23 protein-coding genes and 1 pseudogene are annotated in these 24,360 nt (G+C 67.7%); 9 read left to right on the top strand and 15 right to left on the bottom strand.

Annotation, left to right across the window (positions count from 1 at the left end; translation table 11 throughout):
• Positions 1-606: TerD family protein (locus CA982_RS18165; RefSeq protein WP_144066051.1), on the bottom strand; the 606-nt coding region annotated here is incomplete at its 3' end.
• A 337-nt stretch (positions 607-943) separates the two neighbouring features.
• Here CA982_RS18165 and CA982_RS18160 point away from each other — a divergent pair.
• Positions 944-1,789 carry a hypothetical protein gene (locus CA982_RS18160; protein ID WP_208617991.1) on the top strand — a complete coding sequence of 282 codons (846 nt, stop codon included), beginning with the start codon at positions 944-946 and terminating at the stop codon, positions 1,787-1,789.
• Positions 1,790-1,795: 6 nt separating this feature from the next.
• Here the strand turns inward: CA982_RS18160 and CA982_RS18155 are convergent.
• From CA982_RS18155 to CA982_RS18135, 5 genes and pseudogenes are all read right to left on the bottom strand, one after another.
• Positions 1,796-3,129 (bottom strand): annotated as a pseudogene (locus CA982_RS18155) (YibE/F family protein).
• 83 nt (positions 3,130-3,212) lie between these two features.
• Positions 3,213-4,151 (bottom strand): MetQ/NlpA family ABC transporter substrate-binding protein, encoded by a 939-nt coding sequence (locus CA982_RS18150; RefSeq protein ID WP_086536662.1) that lies wholly within the window; start codon positions 4,149-4,151, stop codon positions 3,213-3,215.
• A gap of 162 nt (positions 4,152-4,313) precedes the next feature.
• Complete coding sequence (locus CA982_RS18145; RefSeq protein WP_086536661.1) at positions 4,314-5,021, bottom strand: methionine ABC transporter permease; 708 nt, start codon at positions 5,019-5,021, stop codon at positions 4,314-4,316.
• Positions 5,018-6,073: a methionine ABC transporter ATP-binding protein gene (locus CA982_RS18140; RefSeq protein WP_086536660.1), complete on the bottom strand. Its 1,056-nt coding sequence runs from the start codon at positions 6,071-6,073 to the stop codon at positions 5,018-5,020. The genes CA982_RS18145 and CA982_RS18140 overlap by 4 nt, the downstream gene beginning before the upstream one ends.
• A complete protein-coding gene (locus tag CA982_RS18135; RefSeq protein ID WP_279627976.1) occupies positions 6,070-7,566 on the bottom strand; it encodes an LLM class flavin-dependent oxidoreductase in 1,497 nt (498 codons plus the stop codon). Before CA982_RS18135 ends, CA982_RS18140 begins: the two co-directional genes overlap by 4 nt.
• A gap of 69 nt (positions 7,567-7,635) precedes the next feature.
• Between CA982_RS18135 and CA982_RS18130 the strand changes: the two genes are divergently transcribed.
• The gene (locus CA982_RS18130; RefSeq protein WP_086536658.1) at positions 7,636-8,139 is read left to right on the top strand and encodes a mycothiol transferase; all 504 of its coding nucleotides are present in this window, start codon (positions 7,636-7,638) and stop codon (positions 8,137-8,139) included.
• A 458-nt stretch (positions 8,140-8,597) separates the two neighbouring features.
• On the opposite strand, the gene CA982_RS18125 is transcribed toward CA982_RS18130, so the two are convergent.
• Positions 8,598-9,011, bottom strand: coding sequence for a DUF6764 family protein (locus CA982_RS18125; RefSeq protein WP_004020276.1), 414 nt, complete (start codon positions 9,009-9,011; stop codon positions 8,598-8,600).
• 128 nt (positions 9,012-9,139) lie between these two features.
• Between CA982_RS18125 and CA982_RS18120 the strand changes: the two genes are divergently transcribed.
• The 3 genes from CA982_RS18120 (at position 9,140) to CA982_RS18110 (ending at position 11,808) form a co-directional block, all read left to right on the top strand.
• Positions 9,140-10,069 carry an LLM class F420-dependent oxidoreductase gene (locus CA982_RS18120; protein ID WP_086536657.1) on the top strand — a complete coding sequence of 310 codons (930 nt, stop codon included), beginning with the start codon at positions 9,140-9,142 and terminating at the stop codon, positions 10,067-10,069.
• Positions 10,070-10,560: 491 nt separating this feature from the next.
• Positions 10,561-10,950 carry a hypothetical protein gene (locus CA982_RS18115; RefSeq protein ID WP_086536656.1) on the top strand — a complete coding sequence of 130 codons (390 nt, stop codon included), beginning with the start codon at positions 10,561-10,563 and terminating at the stop codon, positions 10,948-10,950.
• Positions 10,951-10,971: 21 nt separating this feature from the next.
• A complete protein-coding gene (locus CA982_RS18110) occupies positions 10,972-11,808 on the top strand; it encodes an alpha/beta hydrolase (RefSeq protein ID WP_086536655.1) in 837 nt (278 codons plus the stop codon).
• Between the two features lie 15 nt (positions 11,809-11,823).
• Here CA982_RS18110 and CA982_RS18105 read toward each other — a convergent pair whose 3' ends face one another.
• The 4 genes from CA982_RS18105 to CA982_RS18090 all read right to left on the bottom strand — a co-directional run bounded on the left by CA982_RS18105 (position 11,824) and on the right by CA982_RS18090 (position 16,256).
• Entirely contained in the window at positions 11,824-12,270 is a 447-nt protein-coding gene (locus tag CA982_RS18105) for a hypothetical protein (protein ID WP_086536654.1), read from the bottom strand.
• 111 nt (positions 12,271-12,381) lie between these two features.
• Positions 12,382-13,866 (bottom strand): alpha/beta hydrolase, encoded by a 1,485-nt coding sequence (locus CA982_RS18100; protein ID WP_086536672.1) that lies wholly within the window; start codon positions 13,864-13,866, stop codon positions 12,382-12,384.
• A 75-nt stretch (positions 13,867-13,941) separates the two neighbouring features.
• The gene (locus CA982_RS18095) at positions 13,942-14,742 is read right to left on the bottom strand and encodes an alpha/beta fold hydrolase (protein ID WP_086536653.1); all 801 of its coding nucleotides are present in this window, start codon (positions 14,740-14,742) and stop codon (positions 13,942-13,944) included.
• Between the two features lie 89 nt (positions 14,743-14,831).
• Positions 14,832-16,256, bottom strand: coding sequence for an aldehyde dehydrogenase family protein (locus tag CA982_RS18090; RefSeq protein ID WP_086536652.1), 1,425 nt, complete (start codon positions 16,254-16,256; stop codon positions 14,832-14,834).
• 185 nt (positions 16,257-16,441) lie between these two features.
• Between CA982_RS18090 and CA982_RS18085 the strand changes: the two genes are divergently transcribed.
• Complete coding sequence (locus tag CA982_RS18085; RefSeq protein ID WP_086536651.1) at positions 16,442-16,762, top strand: putative quinol monooxygenase; 321 nt, start codon at positions 16,442-16,444, stop codon at positions 16,760-16,762.
• A gap of 6 nt (positions 16,763-16,768) precedes the next feature.
• On the opposite strand, the gene CA982_RS18080 is transcribed toward CA982_RS18085, so the two are convergent.
• The 4 genes from CA982_RS18080 to CA982_RS18065 form a co-directional block, all read right to left on the bottom strand.
• Positions 16,769-19,132: an MMPL family transporter gene (locus CA982_RS18080; RefSeq protein ID WP_086536650.1), complete on the bottom strand. Its 2,364-nt coding sequence runs from the start codon at positions 19,130-19,132 to the stop codon at positions 16,769-16,771.
• A gap of 1 nt (position 19,133) precedes the next feature.
• On the bottom strand, positions 19,134-19,793 hold the full coding sequence (locus CA982_RS18075; protein ID WP_086536649.1) for a TetR/AcrR family transcriptional regulator: 660 nt from the start codon (positions 19,791-19,793) through the stop codon (positions 19,134-19,136).
• Positions 19,794-19,990: 197 nt separating this feature from the next.
• Positions 19,991-20,815: a mycofactocin-coupled SDR family oxidoreductase gene (locus tag CA982_RS18070; RefSeq protein ID WP_086536671.1), complete on the bottom strand. Its 825-nt coding sequence runs from the start codon at positions 20,813-20,815 to the stop codon at positions 19,991-19,993.
• Positions 20,816-21,020: 205 nt separating this feature from the next.
• On the bottom strand, positions 21,021-21,617 hold the full coding sequence (locus tag CA982_RS18065; RefSeq protein WP_086536648.1) for a TetR/AcrR family transcriptional regulator: 597 nt from the start codon (positions 21,615-21,617) through the stop codon (positions 21,021-21,023).
• A gap of 85 nt (positions 21,618-21,702) precedes the next feature.
• Here CA982_RS18065 and CA982_RS18060 point away from each other — a divergent pair, with 85 nt between their 5' ends.
• Genes CA982_RS18060 through CA982_RS18050 form a run of 3 tightly spaced genes read left to right on the top strand, consistent with a single transcriptional unit; the run spans position 21,703 to position 24,348 of the window.
• Positions 21,703-22,893 carry an aromatic ring-hydroxylating oxygenase subunit alpha gene (locus CA982_RS18060; protein WP_086536647.1) on the top strand — a complete coding sequence of 397 codons (1,191 nt, stop codon included), beginning with the start codon at positions 21,703-21,705 and terminating at the stop codon, positions 22,891-22,893.
• A 4-nt stretch (positions 22,894-22,897) separates the two neighbouring features.
• Positions 22,898-23,677 carry an enoyl-CoA hydratase/isomerase family protein gene (locus CA982_RS18055; RefSeq protein ID WP_086536670.1) on the top strand — a complete coding sequence of 260 codons (780 nt, stop codon included), beginning with the start codon at positions 22,898-22,900 and terminating at the stop codon, positions 23,675-23,677.
• The gene (locus CA982_RS18050; RefSeq protein ID WP_086536646.1) at positions 23,674-24,348 is read left to right on the top strand and encodes a PaaI family thioesterase; all 675 of its coding nucleotides are present in this window, start codon (positions 23,674-23,676) and stop codon (positions 24,346-24,348) included. Before CA982_RS18055 ends, CA982_RS18050 begins: the two co-directional genes overlap by 4 nt.
• The last annotated feature ends 12 nt before the right edge of the window (positions 24,349-24,360 follow it).

The following is a 24,360-nucleotide window of genomic DNA, read 5'->3' as shown; positions in this document are numbered from 1 at the left end:
GGGCGGAGGTGCCGCGGCGTGCTGCGGTGGGGTGGCCGGGGGCGGCGTGGGCGCGGCCTGGCGCGAGTAGCTGACCGGTGCCGGCGGGGCGGGTACCGCCTGGGGTTCGTCGTCGACGCTCACGCCGTGGTCACGGACGAGGTCGGCGAAACCACCCGCGTATCCCTGCCCGACCGCACGGATTTTCCAGTCGTCGTGTCGGCGGTACACCTCGAGCGCGACGACGACGGATTCACTGGTGAGACCGGTGATGGTGAAGTCGTACAGCGGGCGGCCTGCGGAGTCGGTGACCCGTGCAACCGGCGGTGCGAACCGGCCGAAGGTCGACGACGCGTCGTCGAGGGTGATCACCGCTCGCACCGCGGCGATCTCCGCCGGAACCTCGGCGGTCGAGAAGTGCAGTTGCGCAACACCTCCCGGAGCCTGCTGCAAGCGGACGCCCGGACCCGAGGGTTGGTTGTAGAAGATGAAGTCGTCGTCGGTACGTACGACGCCGCGGTCGGTCACCAGCAGCGCCGACAGGTCGGCGGCGGTCGCGAGGTCCACAGCGACGATGACATCGGGGGTCGGCAACGGGCCGTTCTGGCCTTTGGTCAGAGCAGACATGTCCGGGCGATTCCTCACATGGGTCGGGACGCCTCGCGACGGGAGCGAAGCGAGCGGGCCGAATACGCACAGCGTAGTCATGTGAGGCGGCGACCCGTATCTGAAAACCGCCCGGCAGGAAGGGGGCGACGACAATACGACGTTGGGGCTCGCCTGGAGGGTGGTTTTCAGCGGCGGATGGCGAAAGCAGGTGTGACACCGGTCCCAGCAAGGTCCCGATTGGGTATACAGCCTGGTCCACGAGCTCGAACCGCCTTAGTCTCATGTGTCTGGAGTGACTCAGGAGACAATTGTGAAAGTTGTGACAAGGATCGGCGTGGTGTGCTGCGCGGTCGTGATGTCGGTTGTGATCGGCGCGGGTTCGGCGACGGCGATACCGCTCCCTGTGCTGCCGCCGCTGCCGGAACCCTTCGCGACGTGGTTCAAGCCACCCGAACCGCTCGACAAGAAGCTGGCGAAAAGCTATGCCGCACTGACGAAGTCGATGCGGAAATCGTTGCCCGGGCAGCTCGGTGTCGCGATCGTGCCGGTCGGTGGCGACGAGGTCATCTCACTCGGATCGCTGAAGTCCGGGCGCGCGTGGTCGACGATGAAGGTCCCGGTGTCGCTGGCCGCGCAACGCGAGCGTGGCCCGGCGGTCGCCGCGATGGAGGACAAGGCGATCACGTTCTCCGACAACGACGCGGCCGGTGAACTGTGGGGGGTGCTGGGCGGCGGGCACGCCTCCGTCGACGCCGTCAGCGCGGTGCTGCGGGAGGGGCACGATGTCCGGACGCATGTGTCCTCCGAGGTCGACAACCCGCCGTCCTACCCCGGGTACACCGCGTGGGCGTTGCGCGACCAGGCGATCTTCGGTGCCCACCTGCCGTGTCTGCCCGACAGCGAGCACATCGTGCGGCTGATGAGTGCCGTGGCCCCGAACCAGCAGTGGGGTATCGCGAAGGTGGGACGGAATCAGGGCGCGGTGACCGCGGTCAAGGGCGGATGGGGTCCGGCGACGTCGAAATCGTCGGCGCATCTCGTCCGGCAACTGGGCATCATCAGCACCACCGGCGGTCAGGTCGCGGTGTCGATGGCTGCCATACCGCGCAGCGGGTCGTTCACCGACGGCACCAAGATGCTGACGCGACTGGGCAACTGGCTCGGCAAGAACCTGGCCGACCTGCCGAAGGGACGGTGCTGACCGCCGTCAGGCAGCGGCGTGCGCGGCGGTCGACCTTCCTGCGCCGGCCGGGGTGGTGAGCGCGGCGGCGATCGCCGTCGTGAGCGGAACCGACAGCGCGATCGCGATACCGCCGACGAACGAGCGGGCCAGCTCCACCGCCACGACATCGGTCGTGAGCAGTCCGCCCAACGGCTGCTGAGCCACCGAGAACAGCAGCATCAGCGGCAGGGCGCTACCCGCGTAGGCGAAGACGAGCGTGTACACCGTGCTCGCGATGTGGTCACGACCGACACGCATCGCGGCGCGGAACGTCGCGAGCCGTGACGGTTCGCCGGCCGCGGCCAGTTCGAAGGCTGCCGACGCCTGGGTGATCGTCACGTCGTTCAGAACGCCGAGGGTGCCGATGATGAACCCGGCGAGCAGGAGACCGCTGACCGAGATGTTGCCCTGATACACCTGCAGATTGGTGGTCTGGTCGCCCGAGAGCCCAGTGAGGTTCATCGTCCGGATGGCGAGCCAGCTGAGGAATCCCGCGAGCAGGAGAGAGGTCAGCGTCCCGAGGAGAGCCGAACTGGTTCGCAGGCTCACCCCGTGTGCGAGGTAGAGGACCACGAACAGGATCGCCGCCGACGAGACCACCGCCACCGCGACCGGGGACGCCCCGTCGAGGATGGCCGGCAGCGTGAACACCGTGAGAATCCCGAAGGCGATCGCCAGCCCGATGATCGACCGGAAACCTCGCCACGCCGCGACCAGCACGATCGCGGCGATGAACAGCACGGCCCAGAAGATGATCGCCGGCCCACGCTGGAAGTCGAAGAAGGTGTATCGGTTGCCGTCGGGCCCGGGCACGGTCGAGAGCCGGATGCCGTCCCCGACGTTCAACGTCGGCTGGCCCGCCTGCGGGTCGTCGAGGGTGCCGGCCGCGGGCGCCACGGTGTCGGGCCCGGATCCGGCCTGCGCCCGGTTGGTCGGGATCTCCAGGACGGTGTACTGGCCGGCCACGTCACCGGAGGTGAACCGGACCGCGTTGAGGATGCACGGCCCACCCGGGACCGGGTTCACCGGGATGTCCGCGGTCTCGATCACCGATCCCGCCACCGAGTTCAGGCAGTTCGCATGGAATTGGTCCACGATCTCGCCGTCGACCGTGGTGATCGGCCCGCATCGGCGGACCGGAACTGGGTGGGGATCGGGTGCTCGGAATCCGACGGCCACAAGACGATCATGCCGACGGTGACCGCGATCGCGGTCACCGCGAGCGTGCCGATGACGAACCATCGGGCGAACGGCGAGAGCGTGTGGCTGATGTCGGACAGCGAGTGCGCGTGACCGTGCCCGTGATGTGTGCGGCTCACGCGGTGAGCCTATGCGCACCGCACCCGCGTCGCGATGGGCGACCCGGGTGCGGTGACGAGGGGCGCATGAGTGCTCCTGCTGCTCACAGCGGCAGCAGGATGCCCTTCACCCGCGGATCGGTACGCAGGAACTCCTGCACGGCAGGGTCCTTGAATGCGGCGACCAGGTTCTTGATGTTCTCGGTGTCCTTCCACTGCGTCCCGATGGTCAGCTGCCCGGCGAACTCATCGGGCGCGGGCGGAGCGTAGATCTGCTTCGCGATGTCGATGTTCGCGGCGAGGTAGTACTCGGTGTAGCCGACGGTCGCGTCGAGGTCGGCGAGCGAGCGTGACTGGGCGGCGAAGTCGAGCAGCACGAACTGTAGATTGCGCGGGTTGGTGGCGATGTCCTTCTGCGTCGCCTTCCACTTGTCCACGCCCCGCTTGAGCGTGATGAGTCCGGCGCGTTCGAGCAGCCAGAGTCCCTGGGCCTCGTTCGCGGGATCGGAATACAGGGAGACGCGCGCGTTCTGCGGCAGGTCGGCGACGTCGCGGTACCTGTCCGACCAGATGCCGAAGCCCCAACGGAAGACCGGGGTCGCGGCTTCTTCCTGGAAGTCCGGGTTCGCCTCGAGGACCTGCGACAGCCACAGCTTGTGCTGATAGACGGTGCCCGCGACCTCGCCGTCGCTGACCGCGCGGTTGAGCGTCGTGGAGTCGGACAAGCCCTTGAAGGCGACCTTGATGTCGTACCGTGGCGCGACTTCGTCGGCGATGAACTCGACGAGTGCCTGCTCGGAGGCATTGCCTTCGGCGGTGACGACGGTCAGTGTCGCACCGGCGGTCTCGTTGGGCGACGTCGAGTCGGAGCCGAGGAATCGCCAGCCGATCACCGCGGCGATGACGGCGACCACGACCAGCGCACCGACGATCAGTGGCCACCGTCGCCGGGCCGAGATCTCGATGCCGGAATCACCCGGCGGAGCGGGGGTTCCCGGAGAATCCGGCGAGGTGCCGGTGGTGGAACCGGTGTCCTGTGTCATGGGGTGCCTTTCGGGTGTGGCTGGGTGATGCGATGACGGGTCCTGCTCCTCACGGAGCGAGCTTGCGAGCGTCGACCTCTGCTCCCTGAGGAGCGAGCTTGCGCCCTCCGCAAGCTCCGGGCGCTCCTCGGGGAGCAGTGCTGGCCGGCGTTGTGTGGTTCGTCAGTGGTTGACCCGGCGGGACGTGACCGGGTTGAGGCTGCGGGCGAGTGCGTCGCCGGCGACCTGGATGATGGCCACCGTCACGATGAGCACGATGATGGTCGCGACCATGACTCCCTGGTCGAATCGCTGATACCCGTAGGTCACCGCGACGTAGCCGAGTCCGCCTGCGCCGATGGTGCCGGCGATGGTCGAGTACTCGATCATCGCGATCGTGTTAATCGTCAGACCGCCCACGATGCTCGGCAGTGCTTCGGGAACCTGTGCCTTCCAGATGATCTGCGCGTTGGAACCCCCGGAGGCGCGTGCGACGTCGATGGTCGACGCCGGGACCGATCGCAGCGAGTTCTCCACAATGCGTGTGAAGAAGGCGATTCCGGCGATCGACATCGGGACCACCGCCGCGGCGATACCGATGTTGGTGCCGGTGATCAGGCGGGTGAACGGGATGATCGCCGTCATCAGGACCAGGAAGGGCAGCGAGCGACCGATGCTGATCACCCACGACAGGGGAGTGTGCAGCGATCGTCTCGCGAAAAGACCACCGGGAGCGAGGTTGTGGATGAGCGCGCCCAGCGGGACGCCCACCACCAGCACGACGACCATCACGATGCTCACCATCAGGACCGTGTCGATCGCCGCCGGGATGAGCAGGTCGGGAATCTCGTCGAGCGGCACAGTGATGTTCGCCGAGTACGTCGTACTCATGCGGCCACCCCCGGGCCCTTGGCGGAGTCACTGGGCGCCACGGTGGCGGGGTCGGATTGGGGCGTGGGGTCGGTGAGAAGACGTGCGGCCAGGCCGAGTTCGCCTGCGGCTCCGATGAATGCCGACGCGTGCCCGGCCGGCACCGACACGGTGAGGTCGCCGAAGACGGTCCCGTCGATGGTCTGGACGTTGGCGCCGAGCACCGAGATCGGCAGATCGAGCCGTGTGCCCAGACGCGTCAACCAGTCCGCAGGAACGGTCGAGGAGTTGTAGACCACCGAGACCGGGGTCTCGGCCGACCCCGGCTCGGCGCTCGGGCCACGCGGCCGGAGTGCCCGCCCGAGTACCGAATCCGGTTCCAGGACGAGTTGTTCCAGACGGCCGTGCTCGACGATGCGGCCGTGGTCGAGCCGCCCGACCGTGTCGGCGACCCGCACGATGGTGTCCATCTCATGGGTGATGAACACCACCGCGAGATCCAGTTCGTCGCGCACGTCGGTGAGGAGTCGGAGGAAGGTGTCCGTGGCCGCGGGATCCAGACCCGACGTCGCCTCGTCGGACAGGAGGACCGAGGGTTTGAGCGCCAGGGCCCGTGCGATTCCGACGCGCTGTCGCTGACCCCCGGACAGCTGATGCGGGTACAGATCGGCCTTGTCGGCGAGGCCGACCAGATCCAGCAACTCGCCGACTCGCGACGCAGTCGATCGTTGTGTCGCACCCAGATATTCGAGTGGTAGCGCGACATTCTGGGCCGCGGTGCGGCGCGACAGCAGACTTGCCGACTGGAACACGGTCCCGATCCGGCGCCGGGCATCGCGCAGCCCCGACGTGCCGAGCGCGGTGAGATCCTCGCCGTTGACGACGACCTTCCCCGACGTCGGACGTTCCAACAGGTTCAGACACCGGGCCAGGGTGCTCTTGCCGGCACCCGACGGCCCGACGACGGCGAAGATCTCACCGGCATCGACGGTGAAGTCGACGTCGTCGAGAACCGTCGTCGGACTCGGTGAACCGACCCCGAACACCTTGGTCAGCCCCACCACCTCGATCATCGGAGGTTCCCGGGCGTGGCGTCGGCTGTCGATCTCGGCCCGCTCGCTCCGCTCCCGGCGCCGGCCAGTCTGTTGGTGTCCCGAATCGAATCGTCGATGGTCGAGTTGACTGCACCGACCCGATAGGTCGACCCGCGGTGGTTCCCGGGCAACAGATCTCCGCGCTCGAAGAGCTTGTGGCGGAGCGTTCCCGGGATGTAGGCACGGTCGTAGAGGCCGCGCCGTTCGAGGGCGGGCACCACGTGGGTGATGATGTCTTCGAACGACCCCGGTGTCACCGCGTAGGCGACGTTGAAGCCGTCGACGTCGGTCTCGGTCACCCAGTCCTGCAGGGCTTCGGCCACCTCGTCCCCGGAGCCGATCAGGACGGGACCCATCCCGCCGATTCCGCCCCACGCCGCGATGTCCCGCACCCGCCATTCCTCGCCGGTGTCGCTGGCCTGCTGGAATGCGGCCACCGCGGACTGGATCGCATTACTGTGCACGTTTCCGATCGGCTCGTCGATTTCGTAACTCGCGAGGTCGATGCCCATCCAGCCCGACATGAAGACCAGCGCGCCCTCGGCGCTGGCGTAGGACTGGTACTCCGCGGCCTTCGCGCGGGCCGCCTCCGGAGTCGAGTCGGTGATGATCGTCAGCAGGGTGTAGATCTTCGCGTCGTACGGGTCGCGCCCGGCGAGAACCAGCTCGTCGCGGACCTTTCTCACGACGTCCCGCAGGATGGCCTTGGTCGGCGCGGCGACGAAGATGGCTTCCGCGTTCTCCGCGGCGAAACGCCGTCCGCGGGGCGACGCCCCGGCCTGGTAGATGACCGGCGAACCCTGCGGCGACGGCTCGGAGAGGTGAATGCCGGGCACGGTGAAGTGCTTTCCGCGGTGCCCGATGTGATGGACCCGGGCCGGGTCGGCGAAGATGCCGGCCCCGCGATCCCGGAGCACCGCATCGCGTTCCCACGACCCTTCCCACAGCTTGTACAGGACGGTCAGGTACTCGTCGGCCTGGTTGTAGCGCTCGTCGTGCTCGAGCTGGTCGTCGGCGCCCATGTTGCGGGCTGCGGCAGGGAGATAGCCGGTGACCACGTTCCAGCCGATGCGGCCGCGCGTGAGGTGGTCCAGCGTCGAAAGGCGCCGCGCGAACGGATAGGGATGCTCGAAACCGGTACCGGTGGTGACGCCGAAACCGAGGTGCTCGGTGGCGTGCGCCATTGCGGAGACGAGCAGCAGGGGATCGTTCACTGGAATCTGCGCGCCCTGGCGGATCGCGGCTTCGTCGTTGCCGGCGTACACATCGTAGGTTCCGAGGACGTCGGCGATGAACAGGCCGTCGAATCCGCCGGTCTCCAGCAATCGGGCCAGGTCGACCCAGTAGTCGATGGTGTTGTAGTCCCACGACCGGTCGTCCGGGTGACGCCACAGTCCGGGTGACTGGTGCGCAACGCAATTCATGTCGAAGGCGTTGAAGCGGATCTTGCGGGGGGTGCTCGGTTCTGACACCGGAGGAATCATGCTGGCGGATCGTCGGAGTAGCCATCGTTGTGCCCAGCGCGAACCTAAACTTGCTCCATGCGATCTTCAGAGGTGTTGCTCGACGGTCTCGGACGAGTGGCCGACAACGTTCACGCGGTGCTCGACGGGGCGACGTCCGAGCTGCTGAACAAGGCGCCCGCACCCGGCGCCAACACGATTGCCTGGCTCGTGTGGCATCTGACCCGGGTCCAGGACTCCCACGTCGCCGACGTGGCCGGGGCCGACGAGGTGTGGGTGACCGGTTGGTGGGTCGACCGGTTCGGACTGCCGTTCTCACCCGGCGAGATCGGGTACGGACAGTCGACCGACGAGGCGGCGCGGGTGATCGTCGACGACGCCGGGCTGCTGCGCGAGTACTACGACGCAACGCACGCGGTCAGTGTCGACTACATCGGCGCGCTCACGGATTGCGACCTCGACCGCATCGTCGACCGCAACTGGGACCCGCCGGTCACGCTCGGAGTACGACTGATCAGCGTGATCGACGACGACACCCAGCACATCGGTCAGGCCGCGTACGTGCGGGGTTTACTCAGCTGACATGCGCGGATTCCTGAGGGCGAGCGGGTCTTCCGTTCCCTGAGGTGCGAGCGAAGCGAGCCTCGAAGGGTTCTCGCCCGACCCTTCGAGGCTCGTCGACCTCGACGCGCTCCTTCGTCGCTTGCTCGGCCCGGCGGCTTGTGCTCCTCGCACCTCGGTATCTGCGGCCTGGCGGCCGTCGTGGACCACTGAAGGACTCCGCTCCCTGAGGAGGCCGGAGCCTGCGGAGGCCGTCACGAAGGGTCGTGGCGAGATGCGTCGCCAACCCTTCGTGACGCGCCCTCCGCACGCTCCGGGCGCTCTCAGGGAGCGGTGGATCAGCAGATCTCTCGGGCTGGGGGGCCAGGGGCTTTGCGGTTCTTTCTGATCAGGGAGCAGGGCTGATGGGCCGACGCTCCTCGCGCCTCGAGCGAGGGGCAGAAGCGGTGAAAGTCTCTGTAGCCCAGAGGGAGTGACGGTCAGGACAGGCAGCCCTTGAAGGTCTGGAAGTCGCCCGCGAAAGCCGGTCCCTTGCAGGTCGGCCCGTTCTTGCCGTCGACGACGACCTCGCCGCCGGGCCCCGCGATACCGATGGCCAGGCCGGGACGCACTCCGTCCATGGTGACCGTCGCGCCGGGGCCGAGAGCGATCGCCGCGGGTCCGGCGAAGTTGTCGGCGGTCGAGGTGGCGACACCGCCGTTGTCGGTGATGGCCAGTGCGAGGCCGGAAGGGCCGGATTCCGCACTACATGAGGCCTGGGACGAGGACTGGCCGGGGAGTGCCGGACACACCGCTGGGGCGGCACCGGCGGACGGTGCGGCGGCGAGGGATACCGCGGTCGCTCCTGCGGCCGCGACGACGAATCCGAGGGCTGTGCGCGTGACCGTCTTCATGATGGAACTCCTTTGTCGAGGAACGGTGTCGTGCGTGGAGCGATTCGGAATGGCCGCCGGGCCGGATGGGGTCCGATCGCACGCCGCCTCGCCATCGGTGATGTGCCCATCGGGCGTACGTTGAAAACGTGCAGCTGCGAATTTTCACCGAGCCCCAGCAGGGTGCGACCTACGATGACCTGCTCACCGTCGCCAAGGCGACCGAGGAATTGGGCTACGACGCCTTCTTCCGTTCGGATCATTTCACCGGCATGGGCGGCGACGGCCTTCCCGGACCCACCGACGCGTGGATCACGTTGGCCGGCCTGGCCCGCGAGACCTCGCGCATCCGGTTGGGGACCCTCGTGTCGTCGGCGACCTTCCGCCTCCCCGGTCCGTTCTCGATCGCGGTCGCCCAGGTCGACCAGATGAGTGGCGGCCGTGTCGAATTGGGAATCGGTACGGGCTGGCATGAGCGCGAGCACGAGGCGTACGGCATTCCCTTTCCGCCGCTGAGGGAGCGCTTCGAACGCCTCGAGGAGAACCTCGAGATCATCACCGGGCTGTGGCAGACCCCGCTGGGTGACGAGTTCGACTACGAGGGCAAGCACTTTCGCCTCTCGAAATCGCCGGCCCTGCCCAAACCCGTACAGAGCCCACGCCCGCCGATCATCATCGGAGGCAGCGGCAAGAAGCGAACGCCCGCGCTCGCGGCGCGCTTCGCCGACGAGTTCAACGTCGTCTTCCAGCCGCTCGACGCTGCCGCCGACCTCATCGGACGCGTGCGCACGGCGTGCCTCGACGCGGGTCGTGACCCCGAGTCACTCACCTACTCGGCTGCGCTCGTATTGTGCTGCGGCCGTGACGAAGCCGAGTTCCGGCGTCGGGCCGAGGCGATCGGCCGGGAGCCGGCGGAGTTGCGCGAGAACGGCGCGGCGGGAACGCCCGACGAGGTCGCCGCGAAGATCGCGACCTACGGTGAGTTGGGCGTCACGCGCATGTATCTGCAGACCCTGGACCTGTCGGATCTCGACCACCTCGAACTCGTCGCCTCGAAGGTCGCCACGCAGCTGGCGTGAGCGACTCCGGGTGCCGGAGCTGTGCCTGAGGTGCGATGCGGAACGCGGGAGCCCTCCACTCCCTGAGGTGTGAGAACCGCGGACGCGCTGTCCCCTCCGCTCCCTGAGGTGTGAGAACCGCGGACGCGCTGTCCCCTCCGCTCCCTGAGGTGCGAGAACCGCGGACGCGCTGTCCCCTTCGCTCCCTGAGGTGCGAGGAGCGATAGCGACGAGCCTCGAAGGGTCAGGTGACCGAGGTTGCGAACCCTTCGTGACGCTCGCAAGCTCGCTCCTCAGGGATCGGGGTGGCGCTGGCAGGCTCGCTCCTCAGGGATCGGGGTGACGCTCGCAAGCTCGCTCCTCAGGGATCGGGGGTGGCGCTGACAGGCTCGCTCCTCAGGGGTCGGGGGTGGCGCTGGCAGGCTGGCTTCTCAGCGAGCAAGAGCGACGGGCCTCGAAGGGTTCGGCCGACCCGGCACCCGGCCCGGCGCGGATGGGTCATAATCCACGTCATGGCCGACAGGGGCGAGCACGCATCTTCGAGACCGCCGGAACGTCAGCGCATCAAGAAGCTGGCGCAGGCTGCGCTGAACGCCGACGTGACCGTCGAACAACTCGAGGGAATCCTCGCCGACATGGGCGAGACCCTCGACGGGCTCGGACCCACGATGGACGGACTGAACGCGACCATCGCGAAGCTCGACTCGACGCTCGTGCGGCTGTCGGGGACCCTGGACCAGGTCGACGCCACCGTCGACCGCATGTCCGACGTCGTGGGACGGCTCGAGCGTGTCGTCGGACGGGTCGAGGCGCTCGTCGGCATCGGCGAGGCCGCCCTGCGGCCGCTGGGCGCCCTGGAGTCGGCGGGCAAGTCCGTGGTCGCGCGACTCGGCTGGCACTGAACACCGAAACGAGATCAGGGAATGACACCGGAAGAACACAGTTTTCGCGGTCGGCACGGACACACCATCGTCTATGACGTCTACCGTCCCCGAGAGAGTCCGCGCGGCGTCGTCGTGGTCGTGCACGGCCTCGCCGAGCACGGCCGCCGGTATCTGCACGTCGCCGAGCGCCTCGTCGCCGAGGGCTACCTGGTGGCGATCCCGGACCATGTCGGTCACGGTCGGTCGGGCGGCAAGCGCCTGCGGTTACGCCGGTTCGCGGACTTCACCGACGACCTCGACACCGTTCTCGCGCACGTCGCCGACGGGAGCGTCCCGACGTTCCTCGTCGGGCACAGCATGGGCGGGTGCATCGCCCTCGACTACGCCCTCGACCACCAGGACAAGCTCGACGGGCTGATCCTCTCGGGGGCGGCCGTCTTGCCCGGCGACGACCTACCCGACCTGGCCGTCCGATTCGCGCCGCTGATCGGTCGGATAGCACCGGGGTTGCCCACCACCGAGCTGAGTTCGTCGAGCATCTCCCGGGACCCGGCCGTCGTCGCCGCCTACGACACCGATCCGCTCGTGACGCGCGGCAAGATCCCGGCCGGACTCGGTGGGGCGATGATCGGCACCATGCGTTCGTTCCCCGAACGCCTGCCGTCGCTACAGTTGCCCATCCTGGTGATGCACGGCAGCGAGGACGCACTCACCGACCCGCGCGGCAGCGAACTCGTGGAGCGACTGGCCGGGTCGGCGGACAAGACACTCGTGATCTACGACGACCTGTTCCACGAGATCTTCAACGAGCCCGAGCAAGCTGTGGTGCTCGACGCGGTCACGGCCTGGCTGCGTTCGCACACCGGGGACCGGTGAGCCCCCGGGGGACAGTCACGTCAACCGCACCAGCACACCGGCGACCAGTACCAGTACGCCGCCGATCTCGCCCACGATGAGCGCCAGCATGAACAGGTACGTGCCGGGAGTCGAATCGACGAACTGATTCGTGGTGTCCCGCAGTGCCCCGTGGATGCAGTACGCGGCGATCGCGGCGACGAAGAATACGATCGGGACCGCGGCCGCGATCACGTTGACGGTCGTCGGGAAGGCGCTCAGTTCGACCAGCGCCGCGAGTACGAGAGTGGCGAACGAGTACATCAGCGCCGCCCGGTGGGCGATGTCCACGTAGATGTGAGCCGTCCGGTCCGGCGAGGTGCGGATGCCGTGGTACTTCCAGACGCCCAGGGCGAGTGCCCAGACGAGGATCACTCCGGCGGCCACGACCACGAGGGCCGTGTCGACGCCGACGAGATCGGCGAGATCAGGGTCGGCGGTCATGGCTGAACGCTAGCAGCAGGCGCGGCCGGCGGAACCGTTCGCTCGGGTACTCCGTTCCCGCTCACACGAATTCTGGTGAGCGGGAACGGGAACCGTGAGCGAGCGGGCCGTTCAGCGGGACGGAACCGGGGTACTGCTCGAGGCGGGGGCGGACGAGGCCGGGCCCTTCGGGGCGAGCCGCGGCGCGCTCGGCGCGCTCGACTCCGCGCTGGTGACCGACTCCGGGACGGAGGCATCCACCGACTCCGACCCCGACACCGCGGACGGTGCGAGTCCGGCAGAGGGGGACTCGGTTGCCGACGACTCGACTGCCGAGGACTCGGCGGATGAGGACGCGGACTCCGAAGCGGATTCGCTCGCCGACGAGCCGCGCGCCGACAGGCCCGAGAGGTCGAGGGCAGGCGATTCCTCGGCCGCCTTCTTGGCCGCGAGCGTGACCTTGGCGGGTCCCTCGGGATCGGGACTGCCCGAGGCGGAGACAACGGTGGTCTTCGCGGTCACCGGCGGATTGTTGCGCAGCGTGGTCAGCACGTGGTCCTTGCCGTCGCCGAGGGCGCGTCCCCAGTTCTCCCAGGTGTGGCCGCCGTAGTTCGGCAAGGAGATCACCGAGACGCCGGCCTGCTTCGCCTGCAGCTGCATGAGCACAGTCGACACCGCGGACAGGATTTCCAGTGCCATGGCGCTCAGCTGGTCCTGCGGCGACAGCTTGGCCATCTCCGACGGAGTCAGGAAACCGTTGCCCGAGGAGATGATGAGGACCTGGCCGTTGTCGGCCAGCTGCGTGAGGTTCTTCGACGGGTCGTTGTCGGTCCAGCGGGTACTTCCCGGCGCACCCCACATGTTCACGACACCGTTGACGTAGTTCGACACCATCGTCTGAGTGGCCATGACGCCGAGGGCGCCGACCGGGTTGTCGGTCTGGTAGTAGCCGGACATCGCCTGGACCACCTTGAACTGCTCCGGGTGGCGCTCGGCGAGGGTCACCGCCGGGCCGCCGGACATCGACAGTCCGATGATCGCGTTGTTGTTGCGCGCCACGCCGAACTCGCGCTCGAGGTAGCCCGGCAGCTCGGCGGTCAGGAACGTCTCCTGCTTGATGACCGTGTTCTTGTCACCGGCGCCGCCGTCCCAGTCGGTGTAGAACGACGACGCGCCGCCCACCGGCATGACCAGGGTGGTGTCGGCCTTGGCGTCGTAGACCTTGGCTGCCTGGACGTCGGTGGTCCACGCCGAGCGGGACTCGCTGGCCCGCATGCCGTCGAGCAGGTAGACGCCGCTGTCGCTGCCGCTGGAGGCACGGATCTGGACGATCACCTCGCGTTGCTGCGACTCCGACCACACCTTGCAGTTCTGGACGAAGTTGCCCGAGGAGTCCCAGGTACAGCCCTTGCGCAGGACCTCGGGGTGCCCGCGCAGAGCGTTGGCGGTGTTCGACGAGTTGAGCAGGGTGCTCGCCCCGAACAGGCCGAGGGTGAGGATCGCGACCACCGAGATCCCGGTGAGGATGCGGCGTCGGGGTGAGAATCTGCGTGGCGACTCGGGCGTCTGGCCCGCGGGGGTGGAGGGGACGGGCGGTTCGCGGTGCGAGTGCGACATGGAGCTCCTGACATACGCGGCCACCCGATCACACGGTGCCGATGTCAGGGATGTCGTTCGGGGAGGGGACCGGCGTTACCGCCCGAGCGCATTTTTCCGGACGACCTCGGCGGTCTCGTCGGGACGCTCCCACCAGAACATGTGCCCGACGCAGGCCCATCGCGCCAGGGTGGCCTGCGGGATGAGTTCGGCGAGTCGCTCGCCCTCGGCGACCGCGATCACCTCGTCGGCGTCCCCGTGGATGACCGCGGTCGGTACGTCCAGCGTCGCGATCCGGTCGCGGGTGTCATGTCCCGCGCACGCGCCGGCCTGCCAGGCGACGACCGCCGACGGCACGCGGCGCTGCGTCGACATCGACACGAAGTGCTCGAACGCGCCGGCGCGCGCGGTGTACGCGGGTGACAGGTTGACCTCGAAGGCGGTGCGCGCGACGCGCGCCGCGTCGCGGGAGGAGATCGCCTCGACGAGGCGGACCGCGCCGGGTGCGCCGATCGCCCCGGGGCCGCCCGCGGTGGTGCACCCGAGGACGAGGCTGCGCACACGATCGGGTGCGGCGAGAGCGAGTTCCTGCGCGATCATGCCGCCCATGGAGGTACCCAGCACGTGGGCGGTCTCCCAGTCGAGCCCGTCCAGGATGCCGCGGGCGTCGGCCGCCAGGTCGGCGATGGTGAACGGTCCCTCGGCGCGACTGCTGGCCCCGATGCCCCGATGGTCGTAGACGGCCACCGCGAAGTGCGGTCTCAGCGCGCCGAGGAGCTCGTCGGTCCACATCCCACGGTGTGCGGACATGCCGCCGATGAGCAGGAGCGGTTCGCCCTCGCCGACGACCTCGGCGTCGAGGACGGGGCCGGCGTCGGACGCGACGGGGATCTGCATGTGCCAGATCCTAACGACGACCCGGTCCGAAAAAATGAGGGATGCGTATCGGACTCCGATACGCATCCCTCACCGTGGCGAGCCGCTTGTCAGGCGCCGAAGCCGAGCAGGGACTTCACCTCAAGGAACTCGTCGAAGGCGTAGTCACTCCACTCACGCCCGTTGCCACTCTTCTTGTAACCGCCGAACGGTGCGCTCGGGTCGAGCTGGGCGCCGTTGAGCGAGATCGAGCCGGCGCGGATCTGCGACCCGATACGACGGACCTCGTCGACGTCCTTGCCCGACACATAGCCGGCGAGGCCGTACTCGGTGTCGTTGGCGACCTTGAGTGCTTCGTCGATCGAGTCGTAGGCGATGACGACGAGCACGGGGCCGAACACCTCGGTGCGGGCGATCTCCATGTCGTTGGTGACGTTGGTGAAGACGGTCGGCTTCACGTAGTAACCGGTCTCGAGACCCTCGGGACGTCCGGCACCGCCGACGACCGCGATGGCACCGTCGGCGATGGCGCGCTCGATGAGGCCCTGGATCTTGTCGAACTGCGCCTCGGAGACGACCGGGCCCAGCTTCACGTCGGTGGTGGGGTCGCCGACGGTGAGCTCGGCGGCGACGCCCTTGGCGATCTCGGCCACCTCGTCGACGCGGCCGGCGGGGACCAGCATCCGGCTCGGGGCGTTGCAGGACTGGCCGGAGTTCATCATCATCGTCGCGATACCACCGGCGACGTTCTTCGCGAAGTCCTCGTCGTCGAGGATGATGTTCGGGCTCTTGCCACCCAGTTCCTGGGCGACGCGCTTGACGGTCGGGGCGGCGCTCTTGGCGACCTCGATGCCTGCACGGGTGGAGCCGGTGAACGAGATCATGTCGATGCCCTCGTGGCTGGACAGTGCGGCACCCACGCCGGGGCCGTCGCCGTTGACGAGGTTGAACACGCCCGCGGGTACGCCGGCGGCGTCGAAGATCTCCGCGACGATCGCCGCACTGAACGGCGCGACCTCCGAGGGCTTGAGGACCATGGTGCAACCCGTGGCGAGTGCCGGGGCGACCTTGCACATGACCTGGTTGAGCGGCCAGTTCCACGGGGTGATGAAGCCGCAGACGCCGATCGGTTCCTTGGCGATGCGCGAACTGCCACGGTCCTCGACGAACGTGAAGTCGGGGAGCTGCGCCGCGGCGGTCATCAGGTGGCCGAGGCCGATGGGTACCTGCGCTGCGTTGGTCAGGCCGACCGGCGAACCCATCTCCTCGGTGACCGCGGCGGCGAGGTCGGCCATCCGGTTCTGGTACTCGGCGATGATCCGGTTGAGGACCTCGAGGCGCTCGGAGACGGTGGTCTGTCCCCAGGTGACGAACGCGCGGCGCGCGGCGTCGACCGCGGCGTCGACGTCGGCGGCACTGCCGATGGCGACCTGACCGGCCGACTTCTCGGTCGCCGGGTTGATGACGTCGATGAGGTTGAGCTCGGCGGGCTCGACCCACTGACCGTCGATGTAGAACTTGGTGATGTCCGGCATGTGTGCCTCCGTTGCAGCATGAAGTGAGGACAATTGTTGTCGGTTTCACACTCTAGGCGCTGCCGTGAGCGGGGTCTCGCGAATCCCCGCCTTCCGGTTGTGACACTTTGTGACCGATTCTGGGACAGTCGTCCCAGTCGCATTCTGCGACCCTCCGTACGCCGGCGTGGGTCTAGGGTCGACTCATGATCCTCATCGTCGTGAAGTTCCCGATCAAGCCCGAGTTCGCCGACGAGTGGCCGGAGTTGTCACGCGAATTCACCGAGGCGACGCGCGCCGAGCCGGGCAACAAGTGGTTCGACTGGTCGCGCTCGTTCGAGGACCCGAACACCTACGTCCTGGTGGAGGCGTTCGACGACGACGCGGCGGAGGCGCACGTCACGGCCCCGCACTTCAAGCAGGCCCAGCAGGAACTCCCCAAGTACCTCCAGCGCACACCCGACGTCATCAACACGACGATCGACGGTGACAGCTGGTCCGAACTCGGGGAGTTCCGGGTCGACTGATCTGCCTCAGCGGCCGGCGCGGACCTCGGAGTCCGCGTCGGCTCCCGCGGCATCTGCCGGGCGCGCGGCATCGGCGCCGAGTCCCAGCTTCTCGCCCTCGATGTCGACGTCGGGGAGAATCCGGTCGAGCCAGCGCGGCAGCCACCAGGCCTTGTCGCCCAGGACGGTCAGGACCGCGGGCATGAGCGTCATCCGGACGACGAAGGCGTCGAAGAACACCGCGGCCGCCAGTGCGAAGCCCATGACCATGATGAAGGCCATGTCCTGCAGCATGAACGCGGCGAACACCGAGATCATGATCGCCGCGGCTGCGGCCACCACGCGGGCGCTGTGGCGATAGCCCTCGACGACCGCGGTCTTGGCGTCCGCACCGTGGACGTAGGCCTCCCGCATCCGGGTCACCAGGAACACCTGGTAGTCCATCGCGAGGCCGAACACGATGCCCACGAGCATGATCGGCAGGAACGAGACGACCGGTTGCGGGTTGCCGACGATGCCCAGGGCGCCGTCGGTGAACAGGGCCACGGTCACGCCGAAGGTCGCGGCGACGCTCAGCAGGAAGCCGAGAGCCGCGGTCAGCGGCACGAGGATCGAGCGGAACACGATGATCAGCAGGATGAACGCGAGACCCACGACGACGAGCAGGTAGGGGATCAGCGAACTCGACAGGCGATCGGAGATGTCGAGTTCGATCGCCGTCTGGCCGGTCACGCCGTAGGAGATGCCCATCGTGCTCTGCACCCGGGGCTCCATCTCACGGAGGGTCTCCACCAGTGCGGGTGTCGCCTCGTCGGCCGGGGCGGTTGACGGGATGATCGTGATCTTGGCGGTGTCGCGGGCCTCGTTGAGTCCGCCGGCGCCGATCTGGGCGACCTCGACGTTGTCGACACGACCGAGGTCGTCGACGAGCGTGTCGAAGGCGCGGAGTCGCTCGCCGGTGTCCTCGATACCGCGGCCGTCGGCGACGACGACGAGCGGTCCGTTGAAGCCCGGGCCGTAGCCGTCGGCGACCATGTCGTAGGCCTGGCGCTGGGTCTCCGACGGGTCGGCCGTCCCGTCGTTGGGCAGCGCGAGCTTGAGGCCGGCCATCGGGATGGCGAGGACGACGAGGATGCCCACGATCGCAACGGTCACGGTGCGGGGCCGCGCCACGATGCGCTGGACCCAGCGCTGGCCGTTGTGGACGCGGTCGGCGTCATTCGGCCCGACGTCGGGTGCGTTGAGGCGCGGGACGCGTCCGGCGAACGCCTTGCCGCCGAAGAGGCCGAGGATCGCCGGCAGGAGTGTGAGAGCGACCAGCACGGCGGCGACGACGGTGCCCGCCGCGGCGATTCCCATCGCGGTGAGGAACGGGATGTTCACGATCGCCAGCGCGGCCAGCGCGATGACGACGGTGCTGCCGGCGAAGACGACGGCGGACCCGGCGGTGCCGACGGCCCGGCCGGCCGCATCGGCCCGGCTCGCCGATCGATGGATCTCGTGGCGGTAGCGGGAGACGATGAACAGCGCGTAGTCGATGCCGACCGCGAGGCCGATCATCGTCGCGAGGATCGGGGTCTCGTTGCTGAGGTCGAAGAAATGGGTGCCCATCTGGACGCCGAGCATCCCGATCGCCACGCCGACGATCGCGGTGATGATCGGCATGCCCCACGCGACGAGAGAGGCGAACGTGAGGATGAGGATCAGCGCGCCCACCCCGATGCCGATCAGCTCAGAGGTGATCCCGAGCTCGAATTGCTGTGTGGCAGAACCCTTCATCTCGACGGTGAGCCCCGCGGCCCGTGCGTCCTCGGCGATCCGGTCCATCTGTTCGCGCATGGTCTCGGTGACGTCCGCCGACGCCGCCATTTCGAAGGAGGCGCCGAGCTGCGCGACGGTGCCCGCCGCATTGATCGGCGAGGTGGCCTGTGCGTCGGCGGCCGCCTCCTCGGCGTTCTTGCCGAAGGTCTTCTCCTGGAAGGCTGCCGACAGTTCGCGGAGCTGACCCGGGGACTGCTCGGTGCCGTAGGAGACGAACGGGTTGGTGATCGAGTCGGGGTTCTTCACGTCCTCGACCGATTTCAGGCCGGCGACCATCGAGTCGATGGCCTGCTGGTACCGCGGCTCGGTCAGCGTCGAACCCTCCGGCGCGCGAACGACGTACGTGACTCCGATGTCGGAACCGAAGGTCGCCTCGCCGGGGAAACGCTCGACCATCAGATCCTGCGCCCGCTCCGACGGGATGCCGGGGATGGAGAACGACTCCGACGTCGGCTTGGCCAGCAGGCTCGCGCCGATGCCCAGCCCGATGAGGACCAGAACCCAGATCGCGATCGTCTTGAGGCGGTTCTCGTACGCCCATCGCCCTACTCGGTACAGGTGTGTTGCCACGTCAGTGCTCCTCGGGGATCGGGTCGACGGGTTCGTTCAAGGGTCGGATGGGTTGCAACAACCCGGCGGCCAGCTGGTCGAAGGCGCACTCCAGGACGGTGGCCAGCTCGGCGCTGGTCGTCGGGTCATCGTCGTGGTGGGTCACCCAGAACTCGAGGGCGACCCGGATGGTGGTGATCGCGTTGTGCAGGACCATGCGCGGATACAGCGTGTGTGCCGGCTGCCCGCGTTGCGCGCACAGCTCGGCGAGCCGGGCCTCGACGGTGTCGCCCAGCTCCATGTCGCGGGAACGGGCCGTCAGGCCCGGATCGGTGTCGAGAAGTCGGAGCAGCGCGACGATCTCGGCGGGTTCACCCACATCGGGCGAGGTGGCTGCCTCGATGAGTGCCGTGCGGACCGAACAGAAGAAGCTCTCGTCCGTCGGCCGGGCCTCGATCCGTTCCACGATCGTGTCGAACAGTGACGACACGAAATGCAGCAATGCGTCCTCTTTGCCGCTGAAGTAGTTGTGGAAGGTGCGGACCGACACGTTGGCCTCGGCCGCGACGGCGTCGATGGTCACATGGTCGATCCCGGCCCGAGTGGACAGCCGCAGCACGGCGCGGGCGAGCGCCGAGCGGGTCGCGGCCTTCTTCGCCTCGCGGAGTCCGGGGGAGTGCACGACTCCACCGTACGGAACTTGCACTTATCTGCAATGTTGCAGAGGAGTGCAATGATAGGAGAGTGCTCACACCGAACGCACCTCGATGACGCAGGTCACATCAGCAGTCCGACCCCGGTGATCTGCGGACAGATCACCGGGGTCGGTGCGGGTTCGGCGTGGTCGGCACGACCGGTTCGTGCCCCCGCCGTCAGTGATCAGCGATTGTTGTAGCCGGCGTCCACCGGCAGGGTCACTCCGGTGATGTAGCGGGCCTCGTCGGAGGCCAGGAACACGATCGCGTTGCTGATGTCGACCGCCTCGATCAGCTCGACCGGCATCGGGTTCTTGTACGACTCGTCGTTCGCCACCTCGGGGTGGGAGTTGACGAACTCGCCGTACTCGAGGTTGGCGACCATGGGGGTGTTGACCCCGGTCGGATGGATCGTGTTCACGCGGATGAAGTTCTTGGCGAGTTGCTTGGAGAACAGGCGCATCAGGCCCACCACGCCGTGTTTGGCCGCCGAGTAACCCGCCTGTCCCGCAAACGTGTTGAGTCCAATGCTCGTCAGCCCGGCGGCCGAACTCGTGATCACGATGGAACCTCCCTCGTTCTGCTCGATCAGCTGCGGAACGGTCAGATCGAGGACGTTCCACACGCCGGTCAGCATGACGTCGACCGCATCGTGCCAGGCCTGGGTCTGCTCGCCCGCGCCGATCACGGGCATGATCCCCGCGTTCGCGATCACCGTGTCCAGGCGTCCGAAGCGCTCGATGCCGTCGGTCAGGGTGCGACGGATGTCCTCCCGGTTGCGGACGTCGCCCACTGCGGTCAGGATCTGTCCGCCCGCCTCCTTGACGAGACGTTCGGTCTCGGCGAGATCTTCTCGGGTGGCCATCGGGTAGAACACGGTAGGGATCTGGTCGCAGATGTCCAGTCCGATGACGGATGCGCCCTCCTCGGCCAGGCGGATGGCGTGGGAACGTCCCTGCCCGCGCGCCACTCCACTGATGAACGCAACTTTTCCACTGAGTCTCTGCACGATGGTGTCTTTCTGTGGTCGGACCGAGAGCGACCGGGTCACGACAACGGAGCTGTTGTGGCGCAGCAGGTCACGAGCACGCGACGTGCTCGTCGGCGCGCTTGGGGCGTCTCGGGGCGGAGGAATGATCCCGCTGCCGCCGAAACTAACACAGTTAGATTGATCGTGGAATGGATCGGGTGTGGTCCGTGGATCGAACGTCGCCTCAGTCGGCGACGATCGCGGGAATCAGAAAGGCGCGCAACTTCGTCCGAACCCGATCGAGGTAGTGATCGCCGGCGTCGAACTGGCTGATGTACATGATCTCCAGTTCGGAGATCCATTCACACAGCAGCTCGACGTCGACCTCGGCGCGGAGGTTGCCCGCGGCCTGCTCGGCGAGGAGAACCGGCTCCCACAGCTCCCGGGTCAGTTCGATCGCGCGCCCGGACACGCTGAGCAATTGCATCGACAGCGCCATGGATTCGGGGGCGACCAGTCGGTTGACCATCGGATCGGAATGGCCCTTGCGGATATCCCGGCAGATCCCCTCGACGATGCGCTCGGAGACGGTCGGCCACTTGTTGATGTGTGCCCGGGCTTTGTCCATGTTCGTGTGCGCGCGCCGTACCACCAGTTCCGTGATGAGCGCCTCGCGATCGCGGAAGTAGCGGTACACGGTCGCACGAGACAGGGAGGCCGCACGTGCAACGTCCTCCATCGTGGTCTTCGACAGGCCGAAGCGCGCGAAACACTCCTCGGCTGCCCGGAGGATCGCGTCCTGGACGTCAGAGCGCTTGTCGGAGTCGATGCTTGCGGCCACGACACGACGGTAGCAAGGCCGCGCTAATCGAAAGAAGATAGATAAGACACTAGACACCGAATGTCTCGTGTGTCAGTCTCGACGTATGCAGCGCGACGAGAAGATCAGGCTGACCCGGCGACTGATCGCCCACGTGGACAACGACAGCACCGATTACGCGGATGATCTGCTGAGGGTGCCGTTCTCGGTGTTCAACGACGCGGAACTGGCGGCGAAGGAGCGCGACGTGGTGCGCAGATTCCCGCACATCGTCGCCCACGTCGACGAGTTGCCGAAGACGGGCTCGTTCGTCACCACCGAGCTGATCGGCACACCCTTGCTGGTCATCCGGCAGAGCGATGGTTCGGTCAAGGCGTTCTCGAACGTCTGCCGGCATCGCGGGTCGCGGGTGGAGTTCGGTGAATCCGGGTGCAAGCGTGTCTTCGCATGTCCGTACCACAACTGGTCCTACGGCAAAGACGGTGCGCTGCGGGGCATGCCGCATGCCGAGGGGTTCGACGGAATGGACCGTGCCGACTACGGACTCGTCGAGTTCCCCTGTGAGGTCCGGCACGGGCTCGTCTGGGTGGTGCCGACGGTGGGCGCCGATCTCGACATCCGCTCGGTGCTCGGAGACAAGCACGACGACGAGGTCGCCGACACCGGGATGGCGGAGTCGTTCCAGGTGCGCAAGGAGACCTGGCGGCTGGACATGAACTGGAAGATCGCGGTCGACGGTGTCCAGGATTCCTATCACCTGTGCCAGCTACACACGAAGACGGTGTGCAACTACCTCGAGGGCAACATCACCGCGCTCGATGTGGTGGATCGATCGTGGCGACTCGTGGTGGCGCGCAAGGCCATCACCGAGGTCAGGGACGCCGACCCGGACAGCTTCGACGTCCGCGACTACTCGCTGGCGAACTACACCGTGTATCCGGGCACCATGCTCGTCACCGAGCCCAAGCACTTCGAGATCTGGACCATCGTCCCGGACAAGGACGACCCGAACGTCAGTCACTGCACCATCCGGTTGCTGTCCCCGACGAAGCCGCAGACCCCTCGGGAGGAGCGGATTCTGGACAAGAACTGGGAACTGCTGATGGAGACCTTGCACGACGAGGACTGGTTCGTCACCAAGACGATCACCGACAACGCGGCCTTCGGGCAGGTCGACGAGTTGATCTACGGACGTAACGAGCTGCCGGGGCAGCTGTTCCACAAGATGGTGGCCGGTGACGTCGAAGCCCTCGAACGCGAGCGCGACCACCGCCCCGCCACGGCGTCCGCACACTGAATCCGTGCCCGACCTGCTGATGGACCGACCGGCCCCGGGCGTGTGCCGGCTGACGGTCAACCGTCCAGAGGTTCGCAACGCGATGTCGCTCGCGGTCCAGCGGGAACTCGACCGGCGGCTTGCCGAGATCGCGGCCGACGACGTGATCCGGGCGGTGATCGTCGCCGGCGCGGGGTCGGTCGCCTTCTCCGCGGGATACGACATCACCGAGTTGGCGAGGTGGACGCCGAGCGAAGCGGCAGACGCCGCGGCGGAGCGAGACGAACTCGTGTGGCGGTTCTGGTCGTTCCCGAAGCCGGTGGTCGCCGCCGTGGACGGAACGGCACACGGCGCGGGAACCATCCTCGCGATGTGTGCGGACATCCGCGTCGGAGACCCGCGCACCCGGTTCGCCGTGACGGCCGCGCGGTACGGCGGCGCCAACCTCACCTGGTTGCTCGACTCCGTCGTCGGTGCCGGGCACGCCCGAGATCTGTTGATGACGTCGCGGGCCGTCGACGGGGCGGAGGCGTACCGGATCGGACTCCTGAGTCGTTTCGTCGAGGAGGGCGGCGTGTCCTCGGCCGCCGTCGACGCGGCGGCCGGAGTGGCCGCACTCCCGCCGGAGGGTGTCCGCGAGATCAAGTCGCTGCTGCAGCACGGCCCGGGGCTGGATCTGCGCACGCGCTACGACCGCGAGATCGCCGCTGCGCGAACGCACTCGAACCCGGATCAGATCGCCGGCCTGGTCGCCGGTCTCGCCGGCCGCCACGCCCGGCGGCGGCCGACGGGAGGCACGGCATGACCGGCACATCATCCGACGCCGACCCGTGGCGACCGGACTGGTCGGATCCGTTCCGGCCGACGACGAGCTGCCCAGAAGAATGGAACCCCGACGGGCACGGAACGGACGCATACGAGTCGATGGTGCAGGCACTCCGCGACGTGCAGGAGGCGGTGACGCGTAGTCGCCCCACTCCGCAGGCGGCCGCCGACGCCGCCGTGGCGCTCCGCGCTGTCGCGCGACTGATGCAACCCCATGAGGTCGACGAGGACGAGCAGATCGCGGGAAAGCGTTGGCTGACAGCGGGGAAGGGCCACACCCTCGCCCCCGTCCTGCACATCGACCATGTCACCGAGACCACCGCCACCGCACGGGTCACCATCGGTAGATTCCATTCCGGGCGCTATGCGATGAACGGCGGGGTCACCCCGCTGATCTTCGACGAATTGCTGGCACGGTTGGCCAACAGTGCGGGCCGGCCGTGGGGCCGGACGGCGTACCTCCACGTCGACTACCGGGCGCCGGCTCCGCTGCACACGGAATTGACGGTCACCGCCGAGCTCACCGAACAGCGCGGACGCAAACGCACCCTGTGCGGGGCGATGTACGCCGGCGAGACCTTGCTGGCCGAGGCCCGCGGGCTGTGGGTCGAACTCAAAGCCGAACACACGCACAATATTTCGCAAATGTGAAAGAGGTCGAGA

The sequence above is a fragment of the Gordonia lacunae genome, assembly GCF_002149015.1.
Taxonomy (GTDB): Bacteria; Actinomycetota; Actinomycetes; order Mycobacteriales; family Mycobacteriaceae; genus Gordonia; species Gordonia lacunae.
Note: the sequence above shows the minus strand (reverse complement) of the source record. Positions and strands in the feature narration are given on the sequence as shown.

Coding starts and splice junctions, on each gene's coding strand:
- CA982_RS18095 (WP_086536653.1), bottom strand. CDS start 14,742: ATGCAGATCCCCGTCGCGTCCGACGCCGGCCCCGTCCTCGACGCCGAG.
- CA982_RS18125 (WP_004020276.1), bottom strand. CDS start 9,011: ATGAAGACGGTCACGCGCACAGCCCTCGGATTCGTCGTCGCGGCCGCA.
- CA982_RS18105 (WP_086536654.1), bottom strand. CDS start 12,270: ATGACCGCCGACCCTGATCTCGCCGATCTCGTCGGCGTCGACACGGCC.
- CA982_RS18050 (WP_086536646.1), top strand. CDS start 23,674: ATGACCGGCACATCATCCGACGCCGACCCGTGGCGACCGGACTGGTCG.
- CA982_RS18160 (WP_208617991.1), top strand. CDS start 944: ATGTCGGTTGTGATCGGCGCGGGTTCGGCGACGGCGATACCGCTCCCT.
- CA982_RS18140 (WP_086536660.1), bottom strand. CDS start 6,073: ATGATCGAGGTGGTGGGGCTGACCAAGGTGTTCGGGGTCGGTTCACCG.
- CA982_RS18115 (WP_086536656.1), top strand. CDS start 10,561: ATGGCCGACAGGGGCGAGCACGCATCTTCGAGACCGCCGGAACGTCAG.
- CA982_RS18110 (WP_086536655.1), top strand. CDS start 10,972: ATGACACCGGAAGAACACAGTTTTCGCGGTCGGCACGGACACACCATC.
- CA982_RS18090 (WP_086536652.1), bottom strand. CDS start 16,256: ATGCCGGACATCACCAAGTTCTACATCGACGGTCAGTGGGTCGAGCCC.
- CA982_RS18085 (WP_086536651.1), top strand. CDS start 16,442: ATGATCCTCATCGTCGTGAAGTTCCCGATCAAGCCCGAGTTCGCCGAC.
- CA982_RS18145 (WP_086536661.1), bottom strand. CDS start 5,021: ATGAGTACGACGTACTCGGCGAACATCACTGTGCCGCTCGACGAGATT.
- CA982_RS18150 (WP_086536662.1), bottom strand. CDS start 4,151: ATGACACAGGACACCGGTTCCACCACCGGCACCTCGCCGGATTCTCCG.
- CA982_RS18060 (WP_086536647.1), top strand. CDS start 21,703: ATGCAGCGCGACGAGAAGATCAGGCTGACCCGGCGACTGATCGCCCAC.
- CA982_RS18100 (WP_086536672.1), bottom strand. CDS start 13,866: ATGTCGCACTCGCACCGCGAACCGCCCGTCCCCTCCACCCCCGCGGGC.
- CA982_RS18130 (WP_086536658.1), top strand. CDS start 7,636: ATGCGATCTTCAGAGGTGTTGCTCGACGGTCTCGGACGAGTGGCCGAC.